Source organism: Legionella taurinensis, assembly GCF_900452865.1.
GTDB lineage: Bacteria > Pseudomonadota > Gammaproteobacteria > Legionellales > Legionellaceae > Legionella_C > Legionella_C taurinensis.
In genome coordinates this window covers 2,168,026-2,191,228 of sequence record NZ_UGOZ01000001.1, presented here as the reverse complement: position 1 = coordinate 2,191,228, position 23,203 = coordinate 2,168,026, and the positions used below count along the sequence as shown (strand labels likewise).

The window sequence follows — 23,203 nt, the reverse complement described above, 5'->3', positions numbered from 1 at the left end:
TATCCCTTTCATTACGGAGTGGCAAGGTATTTAATATTGGAAATTACCGGCGCAGGCTGTTAAAATGTGCGAAAAATAAACAGGAAGGATTGATGACAAGTTATTGTGGTTACATTGCCCTGGTAGGACGTCCCAATGTGGGTAAATCCACCTTGCTGAACCGGATCTTACAGCAAAAATTAAGCATTACTTCACGCAAACCCCAGACGACCCGCCACAGCATTTTAGGCATTCAGACCGAAGGGGATTATCAATACGTTTACGTGGATACGCCCGGTATTCATCAAGGGGCTAAAAAAGCCATGAATCGACTGATGAACAAAACCGCTCACAGTGTGCTGCGCGACGTGGACGTGGCGGTGATGGTGGTGGATGGCACGCATTGGAAAGACGAGGATGAACACGTATTGACCCTTATCAGGCAAGCCAACGTGCCCTGTATTCTGGCGGTGAACAAAGTCGATAAAATAGCCGACAAGGATCAGTTGCTGCCCTGGATGGAACAAATCAGCCAGCACTATGCCTTTGCCTCCATTATTCCACTGTCGGCTAAAACCGGGGTTCAGGTTGAACAATTACAACAGGCCCTGAAAGCTTTTTTACCGGAAGGCCCTCATTTGTTTGATGACGATCAGTTCACCGATCGGCCGATTAAATTTCTGTGCGCGGAGCTCGTGCGCGAGAAAATATTCCGCCTTTGCGGCCAGGAATTGCCTTATTCCACCACCGTGGACATTGAATCCTACAAAGACGAGGGCAATGTGGTCCGTATTCATGCCCTCATTCTGGTGGAGAAAGACAATCACAAGCGGATTATTATTGGTGAAAAAGGTCAGAAATTGAAAGAAATCGCGACCGCCGCCCGTCTGGACATGGAAAAATTATTAGGCAAAAAGGTCTTTCTGCAATGCTGGTGTAAGGTAAAATCCGGCTGGGCAGACGATGAACGGATTTTGAAACAGTTAGGTTATGACCACTAATCAACACGAAGCCTGGCTTTTGCATAAGCGCCCTGCCGGCGATACCAGTGTCCATTTAAGCTTCTTCACACCGGAGCAGGGCTTGCTCCGTGGCCTTTACCGCGGCGGTCGCGCAGGTAAAAAGCAAGTGTTGCTGCAGGCCTTCACCCCGCTGTGGGTCGCGGTGGATACCCGTCAGGACTGGCACTACATCAACCGCCTGGAAACCCTGGCGCCGTCGCTTAGATTGAGCGGCCTGTCCCTGTTTGCTGGCCTTTACGTCAACGAATTGCTTTACTACACGCTCAATGCCGGTGAAAGCTACACGTCCCTGTTCGAGTCTTATCAATACACCCTGCAGGGGCTGGCCACAGTGAATAATAAACTGGCCATCGAGGCTTTACTGCGGCGCTTTGAAATGCAGTTGCTTGACGTGTGCGGTTACTCGTTGCTATTGACCTGTGATGTCGATGGTTTAGCGGTTGATCCCCTAAAGCAGTATGGCTTTGTGGTAGGAAGGGGGCTTGTGAAAAGCAGCCCGGGGTTTTCTGGTCAGAGTGTACTGGGATTGGCCCACAATCAGTTTGACGATTTACAGGTCTTAAAAACAGCCAAATTCATTCTGCGTCAAGCCATTGACCACCTTCTGGGAGGGCGGGAGTTGAAATCCCGTTCGCTGTTTCCGGGCATGGCCAAAATCAAGTCGAGTTCGTTGACCGGTCATGCGTCGGCTGCCGGCGAAGTCAAAGAATAAATGACCCTTGAATGTCAAGGCTTGAGTTTCTTTGAACGATACTCGTCATAGCCGTTGACCTTAGTCACTCCGCCGTGTTCATTGGGAAGCGTGATGGCTAACCTGTTTTTGCGAATTGCCGTACTGTCTGACAGAAAGTCCTGGAATGGATTTTCGGAGTCTGCCTTATTGAAGCTGCTGACCCATTCCTTGTAGAGTTCCCATGATTTCGCTTCCACCTTGTAACATCCCGCTGAAAAAAAGGCGGCCGCTTTGTTACTGGTGCGGTAACGCCGATGATGGGATATGGTCGCCGCTTGATAAAGCAGATTCTTAATCGTGTCATTGTTGCCTAATTTCCCCTTTTCCAGAGTATCCCGAATCTCATTCATCAGTGAACGATACAACGTGGTTTTATCGTCTTTCCCCTTGGTAAAACGCGAGAGATCGCCCAGACGCTGGATTTGGTCTTCTATGAAGCAGCCCAGAGCATGGAGTAATTTGACTTGGGGTGCATAGTCTTGGGGTGTGCATTGAGCTAAAAATTCGTGGCGGATAGAGTTAAACCCCGTCTTTTTCAATTCATGGGAGAGCAGGAGCCGTTTGACTTTCGTTGAGTTTAAAGCAGGCTTGGCTATCAGAGCCTGATAAGCAGGCTGCTTGACATTGGCTTGCATGTAATCGGCCTGGTGATTTAACAATAACGCAACGACTCGGACTGAGCGGGCATAAAATAAAGGGGAGGATTGACTGGTTGTCGATTTGAGATTCAGGTCAGCGTTTCTTTCAATTAAAAACTCGATTAAGGGCGCATCATCCCATTGTGTTGCACAATGAACCGCTGTCCAGCCGGATTTTTCGCCCTGTAAATTAATAGTCGCTCCTGCCGCAATGAGGGCTTTGATGATCGCAGGATTGGCATGGTGTCTTTTTTCCAGTTCCTTGTTTAACAGCTCATCAGCCGAAAAAATGTTTCTGGCCAACAGCGCCTGCAGCGCGGTTAGGGCCGTGTTATCTTTCTGGAGTAAATTGGCACCTTGTTCGATAAGGAAATCAGCGGTTTGCGATTTATGGGCATAAAAAAGAGGGGAGCGTCCACGCGAAGTGGATCTTAAATTCAGGTTGGCCTTTTTTTTGACTAAAAAGAGAAGTAAATCGCCATCGTCACGCTGGGCTGCGTAATGAACAGCCGTCCAACCGGATTTACCCTGTGTATTCACATCGGCGCCAGCTTTAACCAGTGCCTTGATGACCTCACTGTTAGCGGCTTTCTGCTTATCCAGTTCATTTTTAAGGAGTTCATCGGCTGTAACAATGCGCTTTTCCAAAAGTTCTTTTAAAGGGGTCGTTGTGGAGATTGCGTCTTCCTGAAGAAGATTCGCTCCGTTCGTTACAAGCTGCAGAACCATTGCAGGGGTTTGTGCATAAAAGAGTGGAGAAAGACCGCGTTTGCCTGATTTAAGATTAAAATCAGCCTTTTTCTCAATTAACAATTGAAGCAGCGCGGCGTCATTTTTATCGGCTGCCAAATGAGCAGCAGTCCAGCCGGTGTCCTCGCCCTGTGCATTGACATCAGCACCTGCTGCAATCAGCCTTTTGATTAGATCAAGGTTGGCGCCATTCACTTTATCAATTTCACATCGCAATAAGTCATCGGCTGAAATGATTTTTTCATGCTTACGTAACGGGGTAACCTGTTGCGGCGTTCCATCTTCCTGAAAAGGATCGGCTCCACAGTCCACCAGGAGCTTAATCATGTCACGATTTTGAGCATAGAAAAGGGGGGAGCGCTGTCTGTTGGCTGATTTTAAATTAAAATCAGCCTTTTTTTCCTTAAGAAACAGGATCAGCTGACGATCATCTTTTCGGGCTGCACAGTGGGCGGCAGTCCACCCTTTACTCCCCTGTACGTTCACATCGGCACCTTGCGCGATCAATCGCTTGATGACCTCACCATCTGCCTTTTCAAGCAAGTCGAGTTGATCTTTTAATTGCTTTGTTTTTTCTGAGACGGGATCTTTAGGGGCTTCCATGGCCAGTGCAGGCTTCGGAGGCGGTGCCAATTCCGCTTGGACAGGAGGGTTTAAATGGGCGCGGCTGAGGGTGCGGTTTATTACTGCTTTCGTGTAGGCTTTGCAGGCTTTTGAATAATCTGTGTAATCTGTCAGGTTAAATTGTACATTCCACATGGAGTCAATTAAATACAACGTATTGTTTTGCTTGCACACTACCCAGGTATGGGCGACGGGTTCTGTTTTTCTGGGATGAACCCAATTGTCTCGGCAGTGATGAATACTCGTATCCGCGATTGACTGTTTTTTAATGTATTGCCCTAATAAAAAGGCCGTAAACAGCGCATGATGCCGGCATACCCCTTTTCGTTGCTCAATGATTTCTTCAAGCGTATACAGAGGTAAACTCTTTTCCTCTTTACCTAATTTGACTGTATTCCTGGTTTTGGTATCCCAGTCAAAATCCGTGTTATCAATTTTATAATTCGAGAAGCGCCGGGCCAGGCTGAATACCTCTTCCAGAGATAGATTTTCCCCCAGGCTGGTAAGGGGTTTTTCAAACGCCCGATAAAGTTCCTGCATCTGGTCACTGTCTGGATCGAGGAGAATGATTTCTCGATTATGGCCCACTGAGGCGACGCGTTTAAAATCCGTGGCTGCAAAATCAATGCTACCGGTGCAAAACCGGTATTTTTTGCTTTTGTATTCGATGATGTCCGATTCCTCGCCATGTGCATGGAAGTGCCTTTGTGAACGCAGCCCGGTCTCAAATTCGATGTCAGGATTGCTCGCGGGCTTTTTTTTCGGCTCAGACGCTATGAATTGATGGATGTCATTGATACAGGCTTCGTTTATCCTATTGAGGTAGGTAGAGTATTTTGCGAGCTTTAAGAAGGCTAATAATAGGGTTGTCTTATTGGTTATTGTGTAGCGAAACTCAACTCTGGTGGGTTTAAACTCAATTTTAAATGCCTTGGGGTCATATAAACCGCCAAAAACCCGCTGAAGGTGTTCGATGACTTCGGCTTGCATTTCATCCAGTTTAATGTCGGGGCTGAGCTTGGGGCCTGAAACGATAAAATGGCATTGACCGTTGGCGTGGTCGATATCAATTTGTGAGATGCGATGCGGCTTTCCGGTATTTATCGAGTGCTTGGGCATAGAAAAAACCATTTTCTGTTAAATCATACTCATGATAATTAATTAAACTTAAGAAATACTTAAAAACTGTGAACAAAATGGATGCGGTTTTTTTTCTCTTTTTGCCAATTCTGGCATGCAAATCGCATAAATACTCTGGATGAGATTGCGTTTTGGCGTCATAATTTGCAGCAGTTTGTTTTTGACTGAAACGGTGATCCATGACTAAAGAAATACTGCTCGGCGTCAACATTGACCACATTGCTACCTTAAGGCAGGCTCGAGGGACACGTTATCCTGACCCGGTGCAGGCGGCAATGGATGCCGAAGAAGCCGGCGCCGATGGCATTACGCTGCACATGCGCGAAGATCTGCGTCATATTCAGGCGCGTGATGTGCGTCTGATTAAACAGGTGTTGCAGACCCGCATGAATCTTGAATTGGCCGTCACTGACGCCATGCTTGATTTTGCGGAAGAAATTTTACCTGAACACAGCTGCCTGGTTCCTGAAAAACGGGAGGAATTAACCACCGAAGGCGGATTGGATGTCGTGACGCATTTCGACGCCGTTAGCCGTGCAGTCAAGCGTCTTAAGAACATGGGAAGCGAGGTGTCGCTTTTTATTGACGCGGATATACGCCAGATTGACGCGGCGGTGGCTGTGGGGGCGCCAGTGATTGAAATCCATACCGGCTGTTATGCCGATGCGGTCACTGACGAAGCACGTCAACAGGAATTACAACGCATTAAAGACGCCGCAACCTATGCGGCGGGCCGTGGTTTAATTGTGAATGCCGGGCATGGTCTTCATTATCATAATGTTCAGGCCATTGCGGCGATACAGGAGTTCCATGAATTAAACATTGGCCATGCCATCATCGCTCGTGCCTTGTTCTGTGGTTTAAAGGAGGCGGTGAGACACATGCGCCAGCTCATGCTGGAAGCAAGACATTATGGCGAAAAATGACGCAATTGTAATTCGATTGACCGGGGACTCCGGTGACGGGGTTCAGTTATTGGGTGAACAGCTCACCATCACCGCGGCCTTAACGGGGCGCGATGTACGCACCATGCCGGATTTCCCGGCCGAAATTCGCGCTCCGGCCGGCACGGTGGCGGGCGTCTCCGGCTTTCAACTGGCCATGGCCGAACAGGCCATTTTCACGGCAGGGGAAAGTTTGGATGTGCTGGTGGCGCTTAACCCGGCGGCCTTAAAAAATTCCCTGCAGTATTTAAATCATGGCGGTCTGTTGATTATCAATGAAGACAGTTTCACTGAAAAAGACTGGCAAAAGGCAGGCATGAGCAGTGATTTCCTCACGCCGGTGAGTGATCAGTACCAGGTTGTCAGCCTGCCCCTGATTACCCAGACACTGGAAGCGGTTGCCGGCCTCGATATTAATCATGCCCAGGCAAAAAAAGCGAAGAATTTTTATGTCCTGGGGCTGGTGCTGTGGTTGTTTGATCTCCCCACGGCCAATTGCCTGAGTTTCATTCACAGGAAATTTAAACACAATGCGGTGATTGCAAAGGCCAATGAATTGACCCTGATGGCAGGCTATAACTATGCCATGACCCTGGAGCTGTCGCGCCAGCATTTTATGCTGGGGCACATCGAGCGTTCTCAAGGCGATTACCGGCAGATTACCGGCGTTGAAGCCGTTGGGCTTGCATTAGCGACGCTGGCGGTACAAACGCAAACGCCCTTACTGGTCTCCGGTTACCCCATTACACCCGCCTCCGCGATTTTGCATGAATGCGCAAGACTGAGCGAGTATGGCGTGCAATTATTGCAGGCTGAGGATGAGATTGCTGCCATTTGCGCCTGCTTGGGTGCCGCATACGGCGGCTGTCTGGCGCTGACTTGCACCTCGGGTCCTGGACTTGATTTAAAAAGCGAAAGCTTAGGCCTGGCGGTCATGACGGAGCTGCCTCTGGTCTTAATTGATGTGCAGCGCGCCGGTGCCTCCACGGGCTTGCCGACGAAAACCGGTCAGAGTGATCTGCGTCAGGCCTTTTATGGTCGGCATGGCGAGGCGCCCTTGCCCGTCATTGCCGCTCAGTCCCCAGCGGATTGTTTTAATACCATCATTGAAGCGTTTCATCTGGCCATTCGTTACATGACCCCGGTCATTGTGCTGATGGACGCCTATTTAGCCAATGCGGCAGAACCCTGGAAAATTCCAGCGGTGGAATCGCTGGCCATGCCTGCTGTCGCCTTCAACCGCTCAACCCAACCCTATGCCCGGGATGAATACCTTGCCCGCAGTTGGAATAGGCCGGGGACGCCGGGATTCATTCACCAGATCGGCGGCCTTGAAAAACAGGGCGAAGAGGGCAAAGTCAGCTATGACGCGGACAATCATCAGAAGATGGTCGCCTTGCGTGCCGACAAAATAGCGCGTATTGCGAAAGAGTACCCAGCTCTTGTCCTGGAGGGAGCCAGCGATGCCGAGGTCCTGTTGGTGGGGTGGGGGAGCACTTATGGCAGCCTGAAAGCGGCTGTTGAGCGTTGCAATGAAGAGGGGGTGAAACTGGCCTTTCTGCATTTGCGCCATTTAAATCCCTTGCCTGAAAAGTTAGGTCTCCTGCTCAAACGTTTTAGAAAAGTGCTGGTCGCGGAACTTAATTCCGGCCAGCTTTGCCAGATTTTACGAGCCGATTATTTGGTGGACGCCAAAGCCGTTACCCAGTGCAATGGCCAGCCTTTTGCGGTAAGCACCCTGATTAACGCGGTTAAAGTGGAATGCGAACATGAACAACACCTACAAGCGTGACGATTTTGCCAATGCGACCGAAGTCCGCTGGTGCCCCGGGTGCGGTGATTACGCGATTTTAGCCGCACTGCAACGTGTTTTGCCGGAGCTGGGGCTGCCGCCGGAGCAACACGTTTTCGTCTCCGGCATCGGATGCGCCGGACGACTGCCGTATTACATGAATGCTTATGGCTTCCACACGATTCATGGACGGGCCACAGCGGTTGCCACCGGGTTAAAAGCCATGCGGGAGGATTTGACTGTCTGGGTGATTACCGGTGACGGGGATGCCTTAAGCATCGGCGGCAATCATTTGATTCATTGTTTGCGGCGCAATGTCAACGTCAATATCCTGTTGTTTAATAATCAGGTCTATGGTTTGACCAAAGGGCAGTTTTCACCCACCTCGCAGAAGGGGCAGGTCACTAAAACCTCTCCTCAGGGGGTGAGCAATGAGCCCATCAATCCTCTGATGCTGGCGCTTGCCGCCGGTGCCGGTTTTGTGGCGAGGGCTGTGGATAAAGACCCCAATCACCTGGCATCGGTATTGAAGAAAGCGTATGAACACCCCGGTTGTTCTTTCGTTGAAATTTATCAGGATTGCAACATTTTCAATAATGGCGCCTTTGATGCCTTTGCTTTAAAAGCCAACCGTGCAGATAAAACGCTGCAACTGGAAGAAGGCCAACCCTTGCTTTTTGGCTTAGACAAAGACAAGGCGCTGACCCTGCAGGGGGATGACTTGCACCTTGCGGCCAGGGATGAAAAGACCGCGGCCATTCACGATCCCGCTAATTTAATGGCGGCCATGCGCCTAGCCCGTCTGCACTTCCCGGAGTATCCTGTTCCCTTAGGTGTCTATTATCAGCAACCAAAAGCCTGCTTTAACCTTTGCAAACCCATAAGTAAAACCACGGCGGATTTGCATGACCTCTTTAGGGCTAAAGCCAGTTGGCAGCAGAGTTGAGTTACTCTGTTGGCAGCAGGTTGCTTAATTTTTGTTTTGCTTTGTGCAATCCAGTTAGAATTGGTTCAGAAATAGTTGCAGGGAATGTGGCCGGAAGTTGTTTAGAAACAACCTCGATCACTTTATCCGTTTTTTCCAACATGTCATCAAGTAATTGCTCAGCTCTTTCTACAGAGTAATTCACAGCGTGTGCAGTCTCTAAAAAATGCCTGCTTTGCATGGTATGCCAATGGTAATGATTATTTTTTCCTTTAAGGGCCATCGCCATTTTTATTTTTTGTTTTTGCAGTTGTTTTTTAGTAATGAGTGGATAAGCCGACATGATGTCATAAAGCGGGGTTAGGCGATATTTCCCTTCGGGTTCAATATGCAGGCTGAAATTTTTAGCATGCCCATCGATACCGGCGATTAACCAAAAGAAAATCTGGGCTCGAAAAAACATATCACGATCGTCGAGTGCATGACTGGAACCCAGCAGTAAATCCATGATGTCTTTTATGCCTGGACCTCCATCTGACTGATATTTAAGATTATTTGAAATACCTAATGCCTGGCACATATCCTCTTGCGGTAATCTCATAATCCAGCGTTTATCGCTGGATAAACGTCGATCAAAGCGCGTTACCGATAGCACTTTGACATCCTCAAAATATAAAATGTCACAATCCGCTACGGGCAAACCGTAGGCTTTGGCAAGCTGAGCGCAAAGCCACTCATTTTCACAACTGTCCCTTAAATCCATTTGCTGATGAGCAATAAAGCCAATGGGTAATTTAAAAATATGGGTCGTGGGTGTTTCTTGAAGTGGCTCACACCATTGCTGGTTGTAGAATAAAAAAGCAGCTTTTTCCTGCGCACCTGCGATGGAAATACGAAAGCTCTCATCTTCTCGACTCATACCTAAGGGATTTATCTGATAGTTGCGTAGGATAGATGCGATTTTACTCTCGCTTAAGGGGTTGTATTTAATTGTTTTTTCAAACAACGGTACGGGCCCTGACACCAACTGGATAGCGCCTACGCAATCTCTCCCGATGCTGGCCAGTAAGTCAAAGGGTTGATTGGTTGCTATTTGAAAGCGGGCCTGAATTCTTGTACGGAGTTGTTGGTTATCCGGGAGTAGGTTATCAAAAAAATTATAAACAACATCACCCCTGTAGGCCTGCTCTGTAAGAGGTAGCGAAAGAGACAGGGGGCGTGCACCGGGGTAGTTTAACCAGGTGGGACTATAGCTGAATTTCAATGCACCCTGATTTGTTTTTTCAAGCTCTCCAATCAGGAGACCATTCATCAGCACATGCAGCACCAGGTTTTTTTTTACCATTCGTTATCCCATTGCATTTTTGTTTCGTCCGCGGCATTTTTAGGCGTCAGCTGCATGTCCATTTCCAGTGCTGCCAATACCCTTTGCAATGTACGGATGCTCGCATTCTCGGGGTTATTTTCCAGGGCGGAGATTGTTTTTTGTTTAAGACCGACTCGTTCGCCCATCTCTTTTTGCGTTAATTGAAGTTTTTTGCGTTGATCCCTAAGCAGGATGGCCAGTTCATTGGTGTTCATAGGATGATTGTACTTGAAAGGGATAGTATTAATATATACCCAATAGGGTATAAAGTCAATATATACCCCGAAGGGTATAAAGATGGAATATACCCTTAAGGGTATATTTATTGATTTATCCTTTATAGTAATAAAAGAGAAAAAAATCCCGGAAGCATCCCGGGATTCAGGTGAGGAGACGGTTGTTAATCGCGGTCGCCAGAGAAAGCACCCAGTAACTGGAGCAGGCTGACGAACAGGTTGTAGATGGATACGAACAGACTGACGGTGGCAGAGATGTAATTGGTTTCGCCCCCGTGAATGATTTCACTGGTTTGGAACAGAATCAATCCTGAAGCCAGCAGCATGAATACGGCAGAGATAGTTAACTGCAGCGCAGGCATGTTAAAGAAAATACCGGCAATCATGGCCAATACGGCGACCATTGTACCAATGAAAAGAAAACCGGCTAAGAAGCTGAAGTCTTTTCGGGTGGTCAAGGCGTAACCGGACAAGGCAAAGAAAATCATACCGGTACCGCCTAAAGCGGTGGTAATGATTTGATGCCCATTGGAAAAATTGGCAATGTAGAAGTTAAGAATCGGGCCTAAGGTGTATCCCAGAAAACCGGTAAAGGCAAAAACCGCCAGAATGCCAAAAGGACTGTTGCGTAAGGCCTGAGTTAAGAACATCAACCCATAAACACCAATCAGCATAACAAAAACGTTAAGTGGCGGCGCCTGAAAGGCAAAAGAAAGGTAAGCTGTAAAACAGCTGAATAAAAAGGTCATCCCCAGCAGGAGATAGGTGTTGCGTAATACTTTATTGGTTGCAAGTACCGACTCGCTGCGTTGACTGATAACAGTCATGTTGTCTCTATTCATGTATTACTCCACATTAGTTACATTTATTTTAGCATAGATATGGCCGTCCTGCATGATTTCAAGTCTATAGGGATGTCTTTACACTGGCAAGATCCCGGCGCCTCATTTTCGCGCCCCTAAACAATCGCAATCTGTTATAAAATAAGTGTAAAATGCTATTTTATTTCGGGGTACTCTTATGTCCAAAGTGGCTGTTGTGCAAATGCGGTCTTCGGCCTCGGTTCAGGATAACCTGCAACAGGTCGAGAAGCAGCTCGCCAAAGCACGCGATGACGAGGTGGATTTGCTGGTTTTGCCGGAAAATTTTGCGTTCATGGGCATGAAGGAAACCGATAAACTGGCGATAGCTGAACAGTATGGCGAGGGAGAGATTCAGCAGGCAATCAGCGCACTGGCTAAAAAATACGGCGTCTGGGTTGTTGCCGGCACCATTCCCATCAAAGGCCTGCATCACCGGGTGCGTGCGTCGTCGCTGGTTTTTGACGACCACGGCCTCTGCGCTGCCCGTTATGATAAAATTCATCTCTTTGATGTCAGGGTGTCCTCGCAGGAAGCCCACGAGGAATCCAATACCGTGGAGCGGGGCGATGAAGTGGTGGTGGTGGATACGCCGGCCGGCCGCCTTGGTCTCAGCGTTTGCTATGATTTGCGCTTCCCTGAGCTTTACCAGCAATTATCGATGCGCGGTGCGGAACTGTTCACGGTTCCTTCGGCATTTACCGCGATCACGGGCGCTGCTCATTGGGAAGTGCTGCTTCGGGCCCGGGCTATCGAAAATCTGTGTTATGTACTCGCCCCCAATCAGGGCGGCGTTCATGAAAATGGTCGCCACACCCACGGTCACAGCCTGATTGTTGAGCCCTGGGGTAAAATTGTGGCTGAACAAAAAGAAAATCCCGGCATGGTGACGGCAGAGATTGACTTGCAGCGTTTAAAACAATTGCGGCTGCAATTTCCCTGCAACACCCACCATGTCCTTCTCGGCATTAATTAAAGGTGCAATCATGACTCAGGCATTGTCCATTGCAAAAGAATTACTCTTAAAGCCCGCTTCCCTGGATGAATCGGCCATTGCTAAACTGATTCGCTCCATGGCTGGCCGTCATGTGGACGATGCGGATTTGTATTTTCAAAGCAGCAGCTACGAATCCTGGTACCTTGAGGACTCCGAAGTCAAAAGCGGCAGTTATTCCATCGATAGGGGTGTGGGCATTCGTGCAGTAAGCGGTGAAAAAACCGGTTATGCCTATTGCGATGACATTCTTTTGCCTGCCATGGAAAGAGCAGCGGATGCCGCGCGCTCCATTGCCTTTTCTGCCAATAAAACCTTTCAGCCCGTGCCGATCCTGGGCTCGCCCATTGCCCGCTATGCCGGCATTAACCCCATTGACGGCATGACTAAACAGGAAAAAATTGCGCTGCTTGAAGCCATCGATAAAGAAGCCCGCCGGCTTGACCCCCGCGTTATTCAGGTCAATGCCTCATTAAGCGGCTGCTATGAAGTGGTGATGGTGGCCGGCATGCAGGGTAATCTGCAGGCCGATATCCGCCCCTTGGTCAGTATTAATGTCAGTGTTATTGTCGAAGATAAAAACGGCCGTCGCGAATCCGCCCGCTCCGGGGGCGGAGGACGGTTTGGTTATTCCTATTTTCTGGAAAAGGAGAACGCGCTGTATTACGCGCGGGAAGCGGTGCGTGAGGCATTAATTAACCTCGAAGCGGAAGACGCGCCCGCTGGAACCATGCCGGTTGTGCTTGGCCCGGGGTGGCCCGGCGTGTTGCTGCACGAAGCCGTGGGCCATGGATTGGAAGGCGATTTTAACCGTAAAGGGCTTTCTGCCTTTTCCGGGCGGATGGGAGAGCAGGTGGCGGCAAAAGGCGTCACGGTCGTTGACGACGGCACCCTGCCTGATCGCCGCGGCTCGCTGACCATGGACGATGAGGGCACGCCTACGCAATGCACCACCTTGATTGATGATGGACGGCTGGTTAATTACATGCAGGACAAGCTGAATGCCAAATTAATGGGCATGAAACCCACCGGCAATTGCCGGCGGGAATCCTATGCCCATTTGCCGATGCCCCGCATGACGAATACCTACATGCTGGCCGGCCAGCATGATCCTGCAGAAATCATTGCTTCGGTGAAACGCGGCCTATACGCCGTTAATTTTGGCGGCGGCCAGGTGGACATCACCTCCGGGCAATTTGTGTTTTCCGCCAGCGAAGCCTACCTGATTGAAAACGGCAGGGTCACCCGCCCGGTGAAAGGCGCAACCCTCATTGGTAATGGCCCGGATGTCATGAAAAAAATCAGTATGATTGGCAATGATTTGGCCCTGGATCGCGGCGTGGGGGTTTGCGGCAAGGATGGTCAATCGGTACCGGTCGGTGTCGGACAACCGACGTTAAAAATTGATGCTTTAACCATTGGCGGTACCCGTTAACCTGGTCTTATTATTGCTTGATAACTGACTATACTTAACCAGTAAGCGATAGACAGGAGTGATCATGTCCGCGCAATTATCAGGCAAAACCCTCAATCAATGGCTGCTGCACAACGAGCAGCAGTTTGCTGAGCGCATTTATCTGCGTCAGCCCCGCCGCGGCCAATGGCATGAGTACACCTGGGCAGACGTCGTGACACAGGCGCGGCGGGTCGCCCGTTTCCTCCTTGAGAGCGGACTTAAAAAAGGCGATCGGGTGTCGATTTTTTCTAAAAATTGCGCCGAGTGGTTTATTACCGATTTTGGTATTAGCTTGGCCGGACTGGTAAATGTGCCCCTGTTTGCCAATCAACATCAGGAAAGCATCAACTACATTTTGCAACATGCCGAGGTGAAGCTGGTTTTTCTGGGCAAGCTCGATGATCATCATCGGGTCTGCCATTACATTCCCCCGGATCGCCATACGGTCAGCTTCGATTACCATCCTGATATGAAAACCAGGACATCCTGGGCCGAGGTTTTAACGCATGCCCCCTTAACCGAGCTTCCTGCAATCGAGACGGACGATTTATTTACCATCATTTACACCTCCGGGACGTCAGGCGTTCCCAAGGGGGCTGTGTACACGCACGGTACCATTGCCAATTACTTGGCCTTATACCCGCAGGACATCAACCGTATCCGTCAACTCAATCATTACCGTTTGATTTCCTACCTGCCCTTAGCGCACGTGTACGAACGAACAGCCATTCAATTGGGCAGTGTGACGATTCCGGCTGATGTGTCCTTTGTTGAAAGCCTTGAGAAATTTGCTGACAATTTAAGGGAGGTGCAACCCACCTTTTTTACTGCCGTACCACGAATATGGGGCGTGTTTCAACAGAAAATTGAACAGAAAGTGCCACCGCACAAATTAAACCTCCTGTTGAAAATTCCGCTGATTTCGACGCTGATTAAACGCAAAATCAGGCATAGTCTGGGTTTGGGACAGTGTGTGAATTGTTTTTCCGGTGCTTCGCATTTGCCGGTTTCTATCCTGACATTCTTTGACAGGCTGGGCCTATTGATTCAGGAAGGGTATGGACAGACTGAAAATTTAGCCTATGCCACCTTTACCATGCTCAATAAACGCCGTTTGGGGTATGTGGGGACACCGCGTTTGCAGGTCGAGTTGAAGGAAGGTGAAAACCAGGAATTGCTGATTCGTTCGCCCTGTTTAATGAAAGAATATTACAAAGAACCTGAGGCGACCAAGCAGGCATTTACCGAGGATGGTTGGTTACGTACGGGTGATATTGCCGAACTGGACGAGCATCAGAATGTGAAAATCGTCGGCCGATTGTCTGAGAATTTTAAAAACCAGAAAGGCGAATTCATTGTGCCTGCTCCCATTGAAAAACAATTTGCCGCGAACTCCCTGATTGAACAGCTGTGCATTGTTGGGCGTGAGTTGCCCAATAATGTCCTCATTATCACGCTTAATGAACTGGGCCGCAGCAAAGGGAAAGACGAATTGAAACACCTGTTGCAGAATAATCTGCACGAGGTGAATCGAACCTTGGCAAATTACGAAAAAATAAGCCATATCATTGTCTCCCGGGATACCTGGTCGCCGGAAAACGGCATACTAACCCCCACGCTCAAAGTGAAGCGGCGTGTGGTGGAATCAAACTACCTCGATCTCATCAAGGGCGCCATTGCCGAATCGCACACCATTGTCTGGCAATAACTTAAGCCTCCACCAGGGTGTTGCCTGCCAGTTTCACGAGGATTCCTGAAATTTCGTGAATGCGTTCTTCGGGATGGGCGGCATCCAGGGTGAATTTCAGTTTGGTTGGGCCGTCCAACTGGTAGCGTCTGGCTTGCAATTGGATGAGGCTGATTAAGGCGGCCGGATCGATGCGGGGCTCATCGCCAAATTCGATTTTCCCCTGTTGCTGAGCGGCATTGATTTTGGTGATGCCTAATTTCTCTGCCAGCAATTTCAACTCGGTGATCAACAGCAATTGTTTCACCGGTTGCGGCAGCAAGCCGAAGCGATCAATCATTTCCACCTGCAATTCTCGCAATTGATCCTTGTTTTTGGCATTGGCTATGCGTTTGTACATGATGAGTCGGGTATGGATGTCGGCAATGTAGTCTTCGGGGATAATGGCGCTTAAGCGCAAATCGATTTCAGGTCCCTGATGGATGGGGGCGGCCAATTCCGGGGTTTTCCCTGCCTTCAGATCATTCACGGCCTTATCGAGCATTTCCATGTACAGGTTAAATCCAATGGCCTGCATGTTGCCGCTTTGATCCTCTCCCAGCAATTCGCCGGCGCCGCGGATTTCCAGATCGTGAGTGGCTAAGGTGAAGCCGGCGCCTAAATCTTCAAGGGAAACAATGGCCTCCAGCCGTTTCACCGCATCCGGGGTGAGGGCTTTTTCATTGGGTGTCAACAGGTAGGCATAGGCCTGGTGATGCGAACGGCCGACACGGCCGCGTAACTGATGCAGTTGGGCCAAACCGAATTTGTCAGCGCGATCGATGATGATGGTATTGGCGGTTGGAATATCAATCCCGGTTTCAATAATGGTCGTACAGACTAAGACATTGAAGCGATGGTGGTAAAAATCAGACATGATTTTTTCCAGTTCCCGTTCCCGCATTTGCCCGTGCGCACTGCGTATTTTCGCCTCAGGAACCAGGGCCTGCAATTCCTGGCCAATGCGGTCTATGGTTTGAATGTTATTGTGTAAAAAATAAACCTGACCGCCGCGAAGAATTTCGCGAAGCAGCGCTTCACGCAGCAGGGCATCGCTTTTTTCCTGCCAGAAGGTTTTAATGGCCAGGCGTTTGGCGGGCGGGGTGGCAATCAGTGAAATATCACGGATGCCCGCCATGGCCATGTTTAGCGTACGCGGGATAGGGGTCGCCGTCATTGACAGGATGTCAATGTGGGTGCGTAAGGATTTGATGTGTTCTTTTTGTTTGACTCCAAACCGATGTTCTTCATCGATAATCAGCAAGCCTAAATTTTTAAACGCAATGTCTTTGGAGAACAGTTTATGGGTGCCGATGACAATATCGACTTTACCGCTGGCTAAAGAGTCCATGACCTTTTCGGATTCTTTGGCGCTGCGAAAACGCGACAACAGCTCAATATTGATTGGAAATTCGGCGAAACGGTCGCGAAATGTTTCGAAATGCTGGCCAGCGAGCAGGGTGGTCGGCACGAGAACGCAGACTTGCTTGCCATTTTGAACCGCCACGAAAGCCGCACGCATGGCCACTTCGGTCTTACCAAACCCCACGTCGCCGCAGATCAGGCGATCCATGGGGCGTGAGGATTGCATGTCGCCAATGATTTCTTCAATGGCACGGAGTTGATCCGCCGTTTCAGTAAAGGGAAAACCGCTGGCAAACCGCTGGTAATCGGCCTGGTTGAATTGGTATTGATAACCGGGTTTAGCTTCCCGTTTGGCGTATATTTCCAGCAATTCAATGGCCACATCATGAATTTTATCGGCGGCTTTTTTCTTTTCTTTTTGCCAGACATCACTGCCCAGTTTATGCAGGGGGGCATGCTCGCTGTCCTGCCCGGTGTAGCGGCTGATGTAATGCAGCGAAGTGACCGGCACGTAAATTTTGTCATCGCCGGCGTAGGACAACACTAAAAATTCATTGATGGTGCCATTGCTTTCCAGTGTTTTTAAACCCTGGTAACGGCCAACGCCAAACTGCAGATGAACCACCGGTGCATCGAGGCGAAGTTCGGCCAGATCGCGGATAATCAAATCGGGATCCAGGGCTTTCTGGCCGCTTCTGCGTTGCGGGACGGCCTGCTCGCCGAACAATTGCGCCTCCACAATGACCGCGAGCTTTTGTTGCGGTAATTCCATGCCATGGATGAGCGGGCCGGTGGTGATATTAATCAGGCTGCCGTTGTCCTTTAAAAAGGCCTGCCAGGAGGGTTGAATTTTGGCATTAAGTCCGCTTTGCTTCATTAAATCCAGCAGCACTTCGCGACGGCCGGCGCTTTCGACTACGATTAAATGCCGCTGCTCAGGTGACTTCAGGTAATCCGCGAGTTTGTTCAGCGGAACCGGATTTTGCCGTTCAATTGGCAATGCTGGTGCCTTGTCGACTGGGAAGTTAAACGCCCCTTTTTTATCGCTGGGGTGATGGTAGGCGCGTAATTTTTGAAATTGATTGGCTAAAGTCAGTAATTCCGTGGGTGGGATGAAACACTGGTCAGGGCTTAAAATGGGGCGTGTGACATCGTAATTGCGTTGCTCATAACGCTGGCAGAGCTCCTGCCAGAACTGGTCGGCCCGCTCAGGAATGTCTTCCAGCAGCAACACCGAGGCATTCACAGGGAGGTAATCAAACAGAGTGACGGTTTTATCAAAAAACAAGGGAAGATAATACTCAATTCCCGAAGGGGCCTGGCCGTCGCTGACCGCTTCATACACCGGGCATAAACTGGGATTTCCGGTGAACCGCTCCCTGAACGCCCGGCGAAAATGGGTAATACTCTGGTCATTTAAAGGAAATTCGCGCGCAGGTAAAATGTGGATGTCATTGATTTTACTGATGGTGCGCTGCGTTTCAGTATCAAACAATCGTAAGCTGTCTATTTCATCGTCAAATAGTTCAATGCGAAAGGGTTGGCTACTGCCCATGGGGTACACATCAATAATCGACCCGCGAAGGGCGTATTCGCCGTGTTCAAGCACTTTGTTGACGCAATGATAACCGGCCTGTTGCAATTGTTGCCGGAATTGGTCGGTATTTAACGTTTGTCCTGCGCTCAGGACAAAGGCATGCTGGTGCAGAAATTGCGGCGGGCACAGGCGGTGCATCAGGGTATTGACCGACGTGATGATCAACGCATGAGTCGCATTGCCGATACGGCTTAGGGTCAGCAGGCGTTCCGAAATGATGTCCTGATGAGGTGAGAATTGATCGTAGGGCAGGGTTTCCCAATCCGGAAAAATCAATAATTTCGGTGGATTGCCGGTGTCCTGATAAAAAAACTGCAATTCTGCCAGAAGCTGGGCGGCGGTCAGATTGTCCGGGGTGATGAGGAGTTTAATGCCTTTCTGTTGTTGGCAATACTCCGCTACGGCCAAAGGCAGACTACAACCGTAGAGTTGCCCCCAAGTTTGTTGTTTTTCCTGGGCAGGGAATTGAAGAACAGACATCGCCATGGCGTTAAAACAGTAAATAAGCAGATCGGCAAGTATACTACAAAAAAGGAGGCCAAAGCAGCGTTATTAAACGGCTTTGGCCAGTGCGTGTTATTCAGGCACGCAGCTTGGATTGCAGTTGTTGGGATTGATGCTGTTGGCGTCGCAGGCGGATTTCGCCAGATTATTGGCCTGCTCCTGAGTGGGGGCGAAATAAGACCAGTGATCGCCTTTTAAATTACTGACAACACAATGCCATCGCCCGCCGGCTACGCCATTGTCGGCACAGGTGGGATTGCAATTATTCGGGTTGATGCTGTTGGCATCGCAGACATTTTTAGCCATGGCCTGCGCACCTTCCTGGGTGGGCGCCGAAAAGGACCAGTGTTCGCCCCGCTGGTTGGCGACAAAACAAGTCCAGTTGGCAAACGCGGCGGCGGAAATCATTGAACAGGCTGCAAATAAAGCAATGGTTTTTATTTTCATAACGTGTTCCTTGTAGTGAATGAAGTCCAATTGATCTGTTCCAGTATAGCGGGCTTACGGAAAATATCCATGCCCCATGGTGTATACTGAAGTAAGGCGTGTATTGATAATGGATTACATAAACTGCATGGTTAATAAAAGGATTTTATTAAACTGCTTCATGATTATCATATTGCTCCTGCAGGGTGCAATTAATCTTGGCGGTTATTATCAAATCCAGCAATTGCTGGATACCAATAAAACGGTTCTCCATACCCATAAAGTGACCTACCTGGCGAGTGAGCTGTGGAACCGGATCCTTGAAATGCAAAACAATCTTCGCGGCTATATCATTACCGCCAATCCCGATAATCTTGCTGGGTTTGAGCGAAACATTCAAAGCGCACGCAACCAGATTAAACGATTGAAAACGCTGGCTCACGATAACCCGCATCAGATCAAACGCCTGGATAAGTTATCGGGACTGCTGGATGAACGGCTGATTTTCTATCGGCAGGTTCTCGCGGCGTACACATTAAAGGGCGAAGAAGCGGCGGAACAATTGATTGCCAGTGACAAAGGGGCTTCGCTATCCACCCAAATCAGGCGTCTGGCGATTAGTATTCAAAACGAAGAGTTCATTTTGCTGGACCTGCGCAACCAGGCGCTGACGGAGAATTCGGCTTTTACCAAAAAATTCCTCTTGTTTACCTTAATCAGCACGTCTTTAGTTATTGGTCTTTTTTTAATTATATTCAATCTGCAATACAGCAAGGCGGTGCTCATTAACCGGCGGCGCAAACAGGCTGAAAATCAGTTAAAAGGGATCATTGGCGCCACGACCGACGGCATCGCTGCCATTGACGACCAGTTTAACCTCATTATTTTTAATGAGGCGTTCGGTGACTGTTTCAGCAATTTGTTTGGTAAGGAGGTGGATTACGGCCTTAATTTAAAAAACACGCTGGCGGATTCACCGGAAGAGCAGATCTTTCTGAAAAACCTCGATGATGCGTTGGCCAGTCCGCGTGCTGAAATCATCCGTAAAATTGGCGCGAGCGGCTTGACGACAAGGATTTATGAAATTACCTACAGTACGACGCGGGATTCAAGCGGCACAGCCACGGGTGTGGCCCTGGTGTCACGCGACGTCACGGTCCGCTTTGAAATGGAAAAGGCGATGAAGAAAACCAATCTGCAACTTACCCACTCAATGGCTGAAATCAAGCAACATAACCGGTCGATTTCCTATTTAAACCTGCTAAGCAGTACGCTGCACTCCTGCCTTTCCATTGAAGAAACATTGAGTCCCATTCGCATTTATGCCGAAAAAATTCTGCCGTTTACAGCCGGCCGCCTGTACCTTTCTCACCCTTCGCGCAATTACTTAGACCTTGCCATCGAATGGGGCGAACTGCATGTGCACGAGGAGGATGTGATTTCTCCGGAAGCCTGTTGGGCTTTACGCCGCGGACAGTTGCACCGTTTTCACAGCCGCACCGACAGTGTCATTTGCGAGCACCTGCGTACCGCGCGTTTTATCCCCTCGTACCTTTGTGTGCCGCTGCAGGCACAAAATGACACTGTCGGCCTGGTTTACCTTGAACTGAAACACAGCGAAGGCATGAACGAAGATAACTTTAATCATCTGGTGGAGGAACACGAATCCTTAATCATTAATTTCTCGGAAGCCATTGCCTCGTCATTAGCCAATATCAAATTACGCGATACCTTAAGGCTTCGCTCCATCCGCGATCCGTTGACGGGATTGTATAATCGTTCTTATCTTGAGGAATCCTTTGCACGCGAAATTGAACGGGCAAAACGACATGCCAATCAACTTGCGGTCATCATGATGGATCTTGATCATTTCAAGAAAATCAATGACGGTTATGGTCATGATGCCGGCGATCGGGTGCTGGTGGAAGTCACGCGCTTCCTGTTGCAGCAAATCAGGCAGACAGACATTGCCTGCCGTTACGGCGGTGAGGAATTTTTATTGCTTCTGGTGGATATTGCCAGTCAGCAGGAGGTGCTTGACCGCGTGGAACGATTCCGACAACTCATCAGCGACATGCCGTTTAACGTCAACGGCAAAACCCTGAAGGTGACTGCGTCCTTTGGCGTGGCCTTTCTGTTTGAGCACGGCGAAAGCCAGGCGCAACTCATTGAAGCGGCAGACAAGGCGCTTTACCGCTCCAAAAAAAATGGCCGCAATCAAATCACGGTGGCAAAAGGAACCGGCATGCACGATCAGCCTCAGCAGGAAAAACGCACCCAAAAATAAACGCATACGCTATACTTTAGAGAGTTTCCGCAGGAGTTCAATTATGCATTCCCCCACCGTGGAAGACCGAATCATCCATCTACTCAAACACTCCGGGGCTGGTTTTAAACTGGCAAATGATGAGAATGGCACCTTTTTGAAATCCAAATTATTCGCAGACGAAGAAGCTGCCAGAGAAATTCTGGCGGAAATCAACAGTAAAATGCAATTGACGTTCATTGAGGTCGAAGCCGACCCGGGCGGGAGCGGCTGGTACATCACCTACAATGCGAGTCCCGTGGTTAAAAACCATTTTGGCAGCGAAGAAATCGCTGAAGAAAGGCAGCCTAAACTGTAAATGCTATAGCAGGCCTAGCCTACCAGAACGTTTAAGATCGACGGCAGAAAAAACCCTGTCGCAAGCCCTGCGACTAATCCAAACAGATGCCCTTCCCAGGATACGCCTTTTTTACTCGGGAAAATACCAAAGAAAATACCGGCAAAATAATACACCGAGAGAATGCCCAGGATCAGCGTGGTTAAGGTTCCATGCTGCACGATATCACTGACCAGCAAGGCCCAGTAGCCCGTGATCAGCGAGCTGGCTCCGACATGAAGGCCAGGCTTCGCAAAACACCAGATTAGAAGTCCGCTGATGAGCATGATAAGAACACTCACCAGGATAAAATAAGTTAACCCGTTGATTAAAATAAAATTACTCAATACCAAAAGCGGGATGGAATTAAAAAACAGATGATTAAAATTGGCATGCAGAAAAGGGCAGAAGAAAATACCGGGTAAACCGCGCAGATGCCGGGGCAGAATGCCCAATAACAGCAGGCGTTTGCCCAGAAGTTCGTTGACTGCAAAAACCAGCCAGGGAATAGCAACAATAATGCTTAATGTTTTTAAATTTGCCTGAGTCTGGCTAATGATAAGATTCAAGCTCTGTGTGAGTTCATTAAGCATTCAGGCGGTTTCTCCCTGTTGCAGCCGTTTTGGGAGCGGCAGGCACGGCCGTGATCAGACGGTAGGGGACAAAGAGCAGCGGATCAACCAGCGTTTGATTGACAATCATCGACCAGTGAAGGTGCGGACCGGTCGCACGACCGGTTTTCCCCACAGTTCCTATGGCATCCCCCTGATTGAGCCATTGACCTTCCGTCACGGCAATGGCCTTTAAGTGGGCATAGAGAGAATAAACCCCCATCCCGTGATCGACGATAACCGTGTTGCCGGTGAAAAAATAGTCTTTAACCGCAACGACTTTTCCCTTGGCAGACGCGGTGATCGGAGCATTTTCCGGTGCGGCGATATCAAGCCCGGAATGCGGTGCCTGGGGACTTTTGTTATAAACCCGCTTGAGTCCAAACAAACTGCTGACGGGGCCGTGAACCGGTGCTTTAAACCCTTGTGAAAAAGGATTGGCCTCAGTAAAGCCGGCAAAGAGCGCCGCCATTTCCTGTGCTTCCTTTGTGATTCGGGCCCTGTCTTCCTCGTAGGGATCCACTTTGCGGGGATCGGTGATTTTCAGCTGCTGGGTAGCATAGAATTTCTGGCTGACCTGAAAAGGGATGGTTGAGCGTACGGGATGCGTCATGGTGAGATTTTCCACTGCCCGGGTAGTGTTCAGCGGGATGCCGACAATGAGCAGCCACTGATTGGCATTAGGGCTTGGCAGCACCGGAATTTTTTTATCGTGGTAATAGACTTGCGGCTGCTGGTTGATGTCAATGGGGATGATGGTCAATCCGCCATTGACCGAATGGTTTTCAGGCAGGTAAGCTGCCTCGGCAAACAGCCGGCCTGAGATCATGGCAAGGGCCATGATACGGGAAAGAAACCGCATTGTCCTTCTCC

The 23,203-nt window shown here is 49.3% G+C and carries 19 protein-coding genes; 10 read left to right on the top strand and 9 right to left on the bottom strand.

Annotation, left to right across the window (positions count from 1 at the left end):
* Positions 1-92: 92 nt before the first annotated feature.
* Positions 93-980, top strand: a complete 888-nt coding sequence (gene era, locus DYE45_RS10040; RefSeq protein ID WP_108290221.1) for a GTPase Era — start codon at positions 93-95, stop codon at positions 978-980.
* Positions 970-1,713, top strand: a complete 744-nt coding sequence (recO, locus tag DYE45_RS10035) for a DNA repair protein RecO (RefSeq protein WP_108290219.1) — start codon at positions 970-972, stop codon at positions 1,711-1,713. The genes era and recO overlap by 11 nt, the downstream gene beginning before the upstream one ends.
* Positions 1,714-1,727: 14 nt before the next feature.
* On the opposite strand, the gene DYE45_RS10030 is transcribed toward recO, so the two are convergent.
* Together DYE45_RS10030 and DYE45_RS10025 are read right to left on the bottom strand one after the other, a co-directional pair.
* Positions 1,728-4,865 (bottom strand): ankyrin repeat domain-containing protein, encoded by a 3,138-nt coding sequence (locus tag DYE45_RS10030; protein WP_160160722.1) that lies wholly within the window; start codon positions 4,863-4,865, stop codon positions 1,728-1,730.
* Positions 4,813-5,067, bottom strand: a complete 255-nt coding sequence (locus DYE45_RS10025) for a hypothetical protein (RefSeq protein WP_108290215.1) — start codon at positions 5,065-5,067, stop codon at positions 4,813-4,815. Before DYE45_RS10025 ends, DYE45_RS10030 begins: the two co-directional genes overlap by 53 nt.
* On the opposite strand from DYE45_RS10025, the gene pdxJ reads away from it, so the two are divergent.
* The 3 genes from pdxJ to DYE45_RS10010 are packed head-to-tail and all read left to right on the top strand — an operon-like array spanning position 5,066 to position 8,568.
* Positions 5,066-5,812: a pyridoxine 5'-phosphate synthase gene (pdxJ, locus tag DYE45_RS10020; RefSeq protein ID WP_108290213.1), complete on the top strand. Its 747-nt coding sequence runs from the start codon at positions 5,066-5,068 to the stop codon at positions 5,810-5,812. The two genes, DYE45_RS10025 and pdxJ, sit on opposite strands and share 2 nt — an antisense overlap.
* Positions 5,799-7,622: a 2-oxoacid:acceptor oxidoreductase subunit alpha gene (locus DYE45_RS10015; RefSeq protein WP_108290211.1), complete on the top strand. Its 1,824-nt coding sequence runs from the start codon at positions 5,799-5,801 to the stop codon at positions 7,620-7,622. The genes pdxJ and DYE45_RS10015 overlap by 14 nt, the downstream gene beginning before the upstream one ends.
* On the top strand, positions 7,600-8,568 hold the full coding sequence (locus DYE45_RS10010) for a 2-oxoacid:ferredoxin oxidoreductase subunit beta (protein WP_108290209.1): 969 nt from the start codon (positions 7,600-7,602) through the stop codon (positions 8,566-8,568). The genes DYE45_RS10015 and DYE45_RS10010 overlap by 23 nt, the downstream gene beginning before the upstream one ends.
* 1 nt (position 8,569) lies before the next feature.
* Here the strand turns inward: DYE45_RS10010 and DYE45_RS10005 are convergent, their stop codons facing one another.
* From DYE45_RS10005 to DYE45_RS09995, 3 genes are all read right to left on the bottom strand, one after another.
* The gene (locus tag DYE45_RS10005) at positions 8,570-9,892 is read right to left on the bottom strand and encodes a type II toxin-antitoxin system HipA family toxin (protein WP_108290207.1); all 1,323 of its coding nucleotides are present in this window, start codon (positions 9,890-9,892) and stop codon (positions 8,570-8,572) included.
* A complete protein-coding gene (locus tag DYE45_RS10000) occupies positions 9,886-10,128 on the bottom strand; it encodes a helix-turn-helix domain-containing protein (protein WP_108290205.1) in 243 nt (80 codons plus the stop codon). Before DYE45_RS10000 ends, DYE45_RS10005 begins: the two co-directional genes overlap by 7 nt.
* Before the next feature lie 185 nt (positions 10,129-10,313).
* Positions 10,314-10,991, bottom strand: coding sequence for a Bax inhibitor-1/YccA family protein (locus DYE45_RS09995; protein WP_108290203.1), 678 nt, complete (start codon positions 10,989-10,991; stop codon positions 10,314-10,316).
* 178 nt (positions 10,992-11,169) lie between these two features.
* Between DYE45_RS09995 and DYE45_RS09990 the strand changes: the two genes are divergently transcribed.
* The 3 genes from DYE45_RS09990 to DYE45_RS09980 all read left to right on the top strand — a co-directional run bounded on the left by DYE45_RS09990 (position 11,170) and on the right by DYE45_RS09980 (position 15,167).
* Positions 11,170-11,985 carry a carbon-nitrogen hydrolase family protein gene (locus tag DYE45_RS09990; RefSeq protein ID WP_108290201.1) on the top strand — a complete coding sequence of 272 codons (816 nt, stop codon included), beginning with the start codon at positions 11,170-11,172 and terminating at the stop codon, positions 11,983-11,985.
* Positions 11,986-11,995: 10 nt separating this feature from the next.
* Positions 11,996-13,438, top strand: coding sequence for a metalloprotease TldD (gene tldD / locus DYE45_RS09985; RefSeq protein WP_115300870.1), 1,443 nt, complete (start codon positions 11,996-11,998; stop codon positions 13,436-13,438).
* A 64-nt stretch (positions 13,439-13,502) separates the two neighbouring features.
* A complete protein-coding gene (locus tag DYE45_RS09980) occupies positions 13,503-15,167 on the top strand; it encodes an AMP-binding protein (RefSeq protein WP_115300869.1) in 1,665 nt (554 codons plus the stop codon).
* A 1-nt stretch (position 15,168) separates the two neighbouring features.
* Here the strand turns inward: DYE45_RS09980 and mfd are convergent, their stop codons facing one another.
* Both mfd and DYE45_RS09970 read right to left on the bottom strand, forming a co-directional pair.
* A complete protein-coding gene (gene mfd, locus DYE45_RS09975) occupies positions 15,169-18,633 on the bottom strand; it encodes a transcription-repair coupling factor (protein WP_115300868.1) in 3,465 nt (1,154 codons plus the stop codon).
* 90 nt (positions 18,634-18,723) lie between these two features.
* Complete coding sequence (locus tag DYE45_RS09970) at positions 18,724-19,098, bottom strand: hypothetical protein (protein ID WP_108290193.1); 375 nt, start codon at positions 19,096-19,098, stop codon at positions 18,724-18,726.
* A gap of 160 nt (positions 19,099-19,258) precedes the next feature.
* On the opposite strand from DYE45_RS09970, the gene DYE45_RS09965 reads away from it, so the two are divergent.
* Both DYE45_RS09965 and DYE45_RS09960 read left to right on the top strand, forming a co-directional pair.
* A complete protein-coding gene (locus tag DYE45_RS09965; protein ID WP_160160721.1) occupies positions 19,259-21,364 on the top strand; it encodes a diguanylate cyclase in 2,106 nt (701 codons plus the stop codon).
* Positions 21,365-21,407: 43 nt separating this feature from the next.
* Positions 21,408-21,701 (top strand): hypothetical protein, encoded by a 294-nt coding sequence (locus DYE45_RS09960; RefSeq protein ID WP_108290189.1) that lies wholly within the window; start codon positions 21,408-21,410, stop codon positions 21,699-21,701.
* Positions 21,702-21,715: 14 nt separating this feature from the next.
* On the opposite strand, the gene DYE45_RS09955 is transcribed toward DYE45_RS09960, so the two are convergent.
* Positions 21,716-22,312 (bottom strand): rhomboid family intramembrane serine protease, encoded by a 597-nt coding sequence (locus DYE45_RS09955; RefSeq protein WP_108290187.1) that lies wholly within the window; start codon positions 22,310-22,312, stop codon positions 21,716-21,718.
* Positions 22,305-23,192: a M23 family metallopeptidase gene (locus DYE45_RS09950; RefSeq protein ID WP_115300867.1), complete on the bottom strand. Its 888-nt coding sequence runs from the start codon at positions 23,190-23,192 to the stop codon at positions 22,305-22,307. The genes DYE45_RS09955 and DYE45_RS09950 overlap by 8 nt, the downstream gene beginning before the upstream one ends.
* Positions 23,193-23,203: the final 11 nt, after the last annotated feature.

Bases quoted from the DNA above. Each gene is read 5' to 3' on its own strand.
- DYE45_RS10015 (WP_108290211.1), top strand. From the start codon at position 5,799: ATGGCGAAAAATGACGCAATTGTAATTCGATTGACCGGGGACTCCGGT.
- DYE45_RS09995 (WP_108290203.1), bottom strand. From the start codon at position 10,991: ATGAATAGAGACAACATGACTGTTATCAGTCAACGCAGCGAGTCGGTA.
- DYE45_RS09980 (WP_115300869.1), top strand. From the start codon at position 13,503: ATGTCCGCGCAATTATCAGGCAAAACCCTCAATCAATGGCTGCTGCAC.
- DYE45_RS10010 (WP_108290209.1), top strand. From the start codon at position 7,600: ATGAACAACACCTACAAGCGTGACGATTTTGCCAATGCGACCGAAGTC.
- era (WP_108290221.1), top strand. From the start codon at position 93: ATGACAAGTTATTGTGGTTACATTGCCCTGGTAGGACGTCCCAATGTG.
- tldD (WP_115300870.1), top strand. From the start codon at position 11,996: ATGACTCAGGCATTGTCCATTGCAAAAGAATTACTCTTAAAGCCCGCT.
- DYE45_RS09990 (WP_108290201.1), top strand. From the start codon at position 11,170: ATGTCCAAAGTGGCTGTTGTGCAAATGCGGTCTTCGGCCTCGGTTCAG.
- mfd (WP_115300868.1), bottom strand. From the start codon at position 18,633: ATGGCGATGTCTGTTCTTCAATTCCCTGCCCAGGAAAAACAACAAACT.
- recO (WP_108290219.1), top strand. From the start codon at position 970: ATGACCACTAATCAACACGAAGCCTGGCTTTTGCATAAGCGCCCTGCC.
- DYE45_RS10025 (WP_108290215.1), bottom strand. From the start codon at position 5,067: ATGGATCACCGTTTCAGTCAAAAACAAACTGCTGCAAATTATGACGCC.
- DYE45_RS09970 (WP_108290193.1), bottom strand. From the start codon at position 19,098: ATGAAAATAAAAACCATTGCTTTATTTGCAGCCTGTTCAATGATTTCC.
- DYE45_RS09960 (WP_108290189.1), top strand. From the start codon at position 21,408: ATGCATTCCCCCACCGTGGAAGACCGAATCATCCATCTACTCAAACAC.
- DYE45_RS10000 (WP_108290205.1), bottom strand. From the start codon at position 10,128: ATGAACACCAATGAACTGGCCATCCTGCTTAGGGATCAACGCAAAAAA.
- pdxJ (WP_108290213.1), top strand. From the start codon at position 5,066: ATGACTAAAGAAATACTGCTCGGCGTCAACATTGACCACATTGCTACC.
- DYE45_RS09965 (WP_160160721.1), top strand. From the start codon at position 19,259: ATGATTATCATATTGCTCCTGCAGGGTGCAATTAATCTTGGCGGTTAT.
- DYE45_RS10005 (WP_108290207.1), bottom strand. From the start codon at position 9,892: ATGGTAAAAAAAAACCTGGTGCTGCATGTGCTGATGAATGGTCTCCTG.
- DYE45_RS09955 (WP_108290187.1), bottom strand. From the start codon at position 22,312: ATGCTTAATGAACTCACACAGAGCTTGAATCTTATCATTAGCCAGACT.
- DYE45_RS09950 (WP_115300867.1), bottom strand. From the start codon at position 23,192: ATGCGGTTTCTTTCCCGTATCATGGCCCTTGCCATGATCTCAGGCCGG.
- DYE45_RS10030 (WP_160160722.1), bottom strand. From the start codon at position 4,865: ATGCCCAAGCACTCGATAAATACCGGAAAGCCGCATCGCATCTCACAA.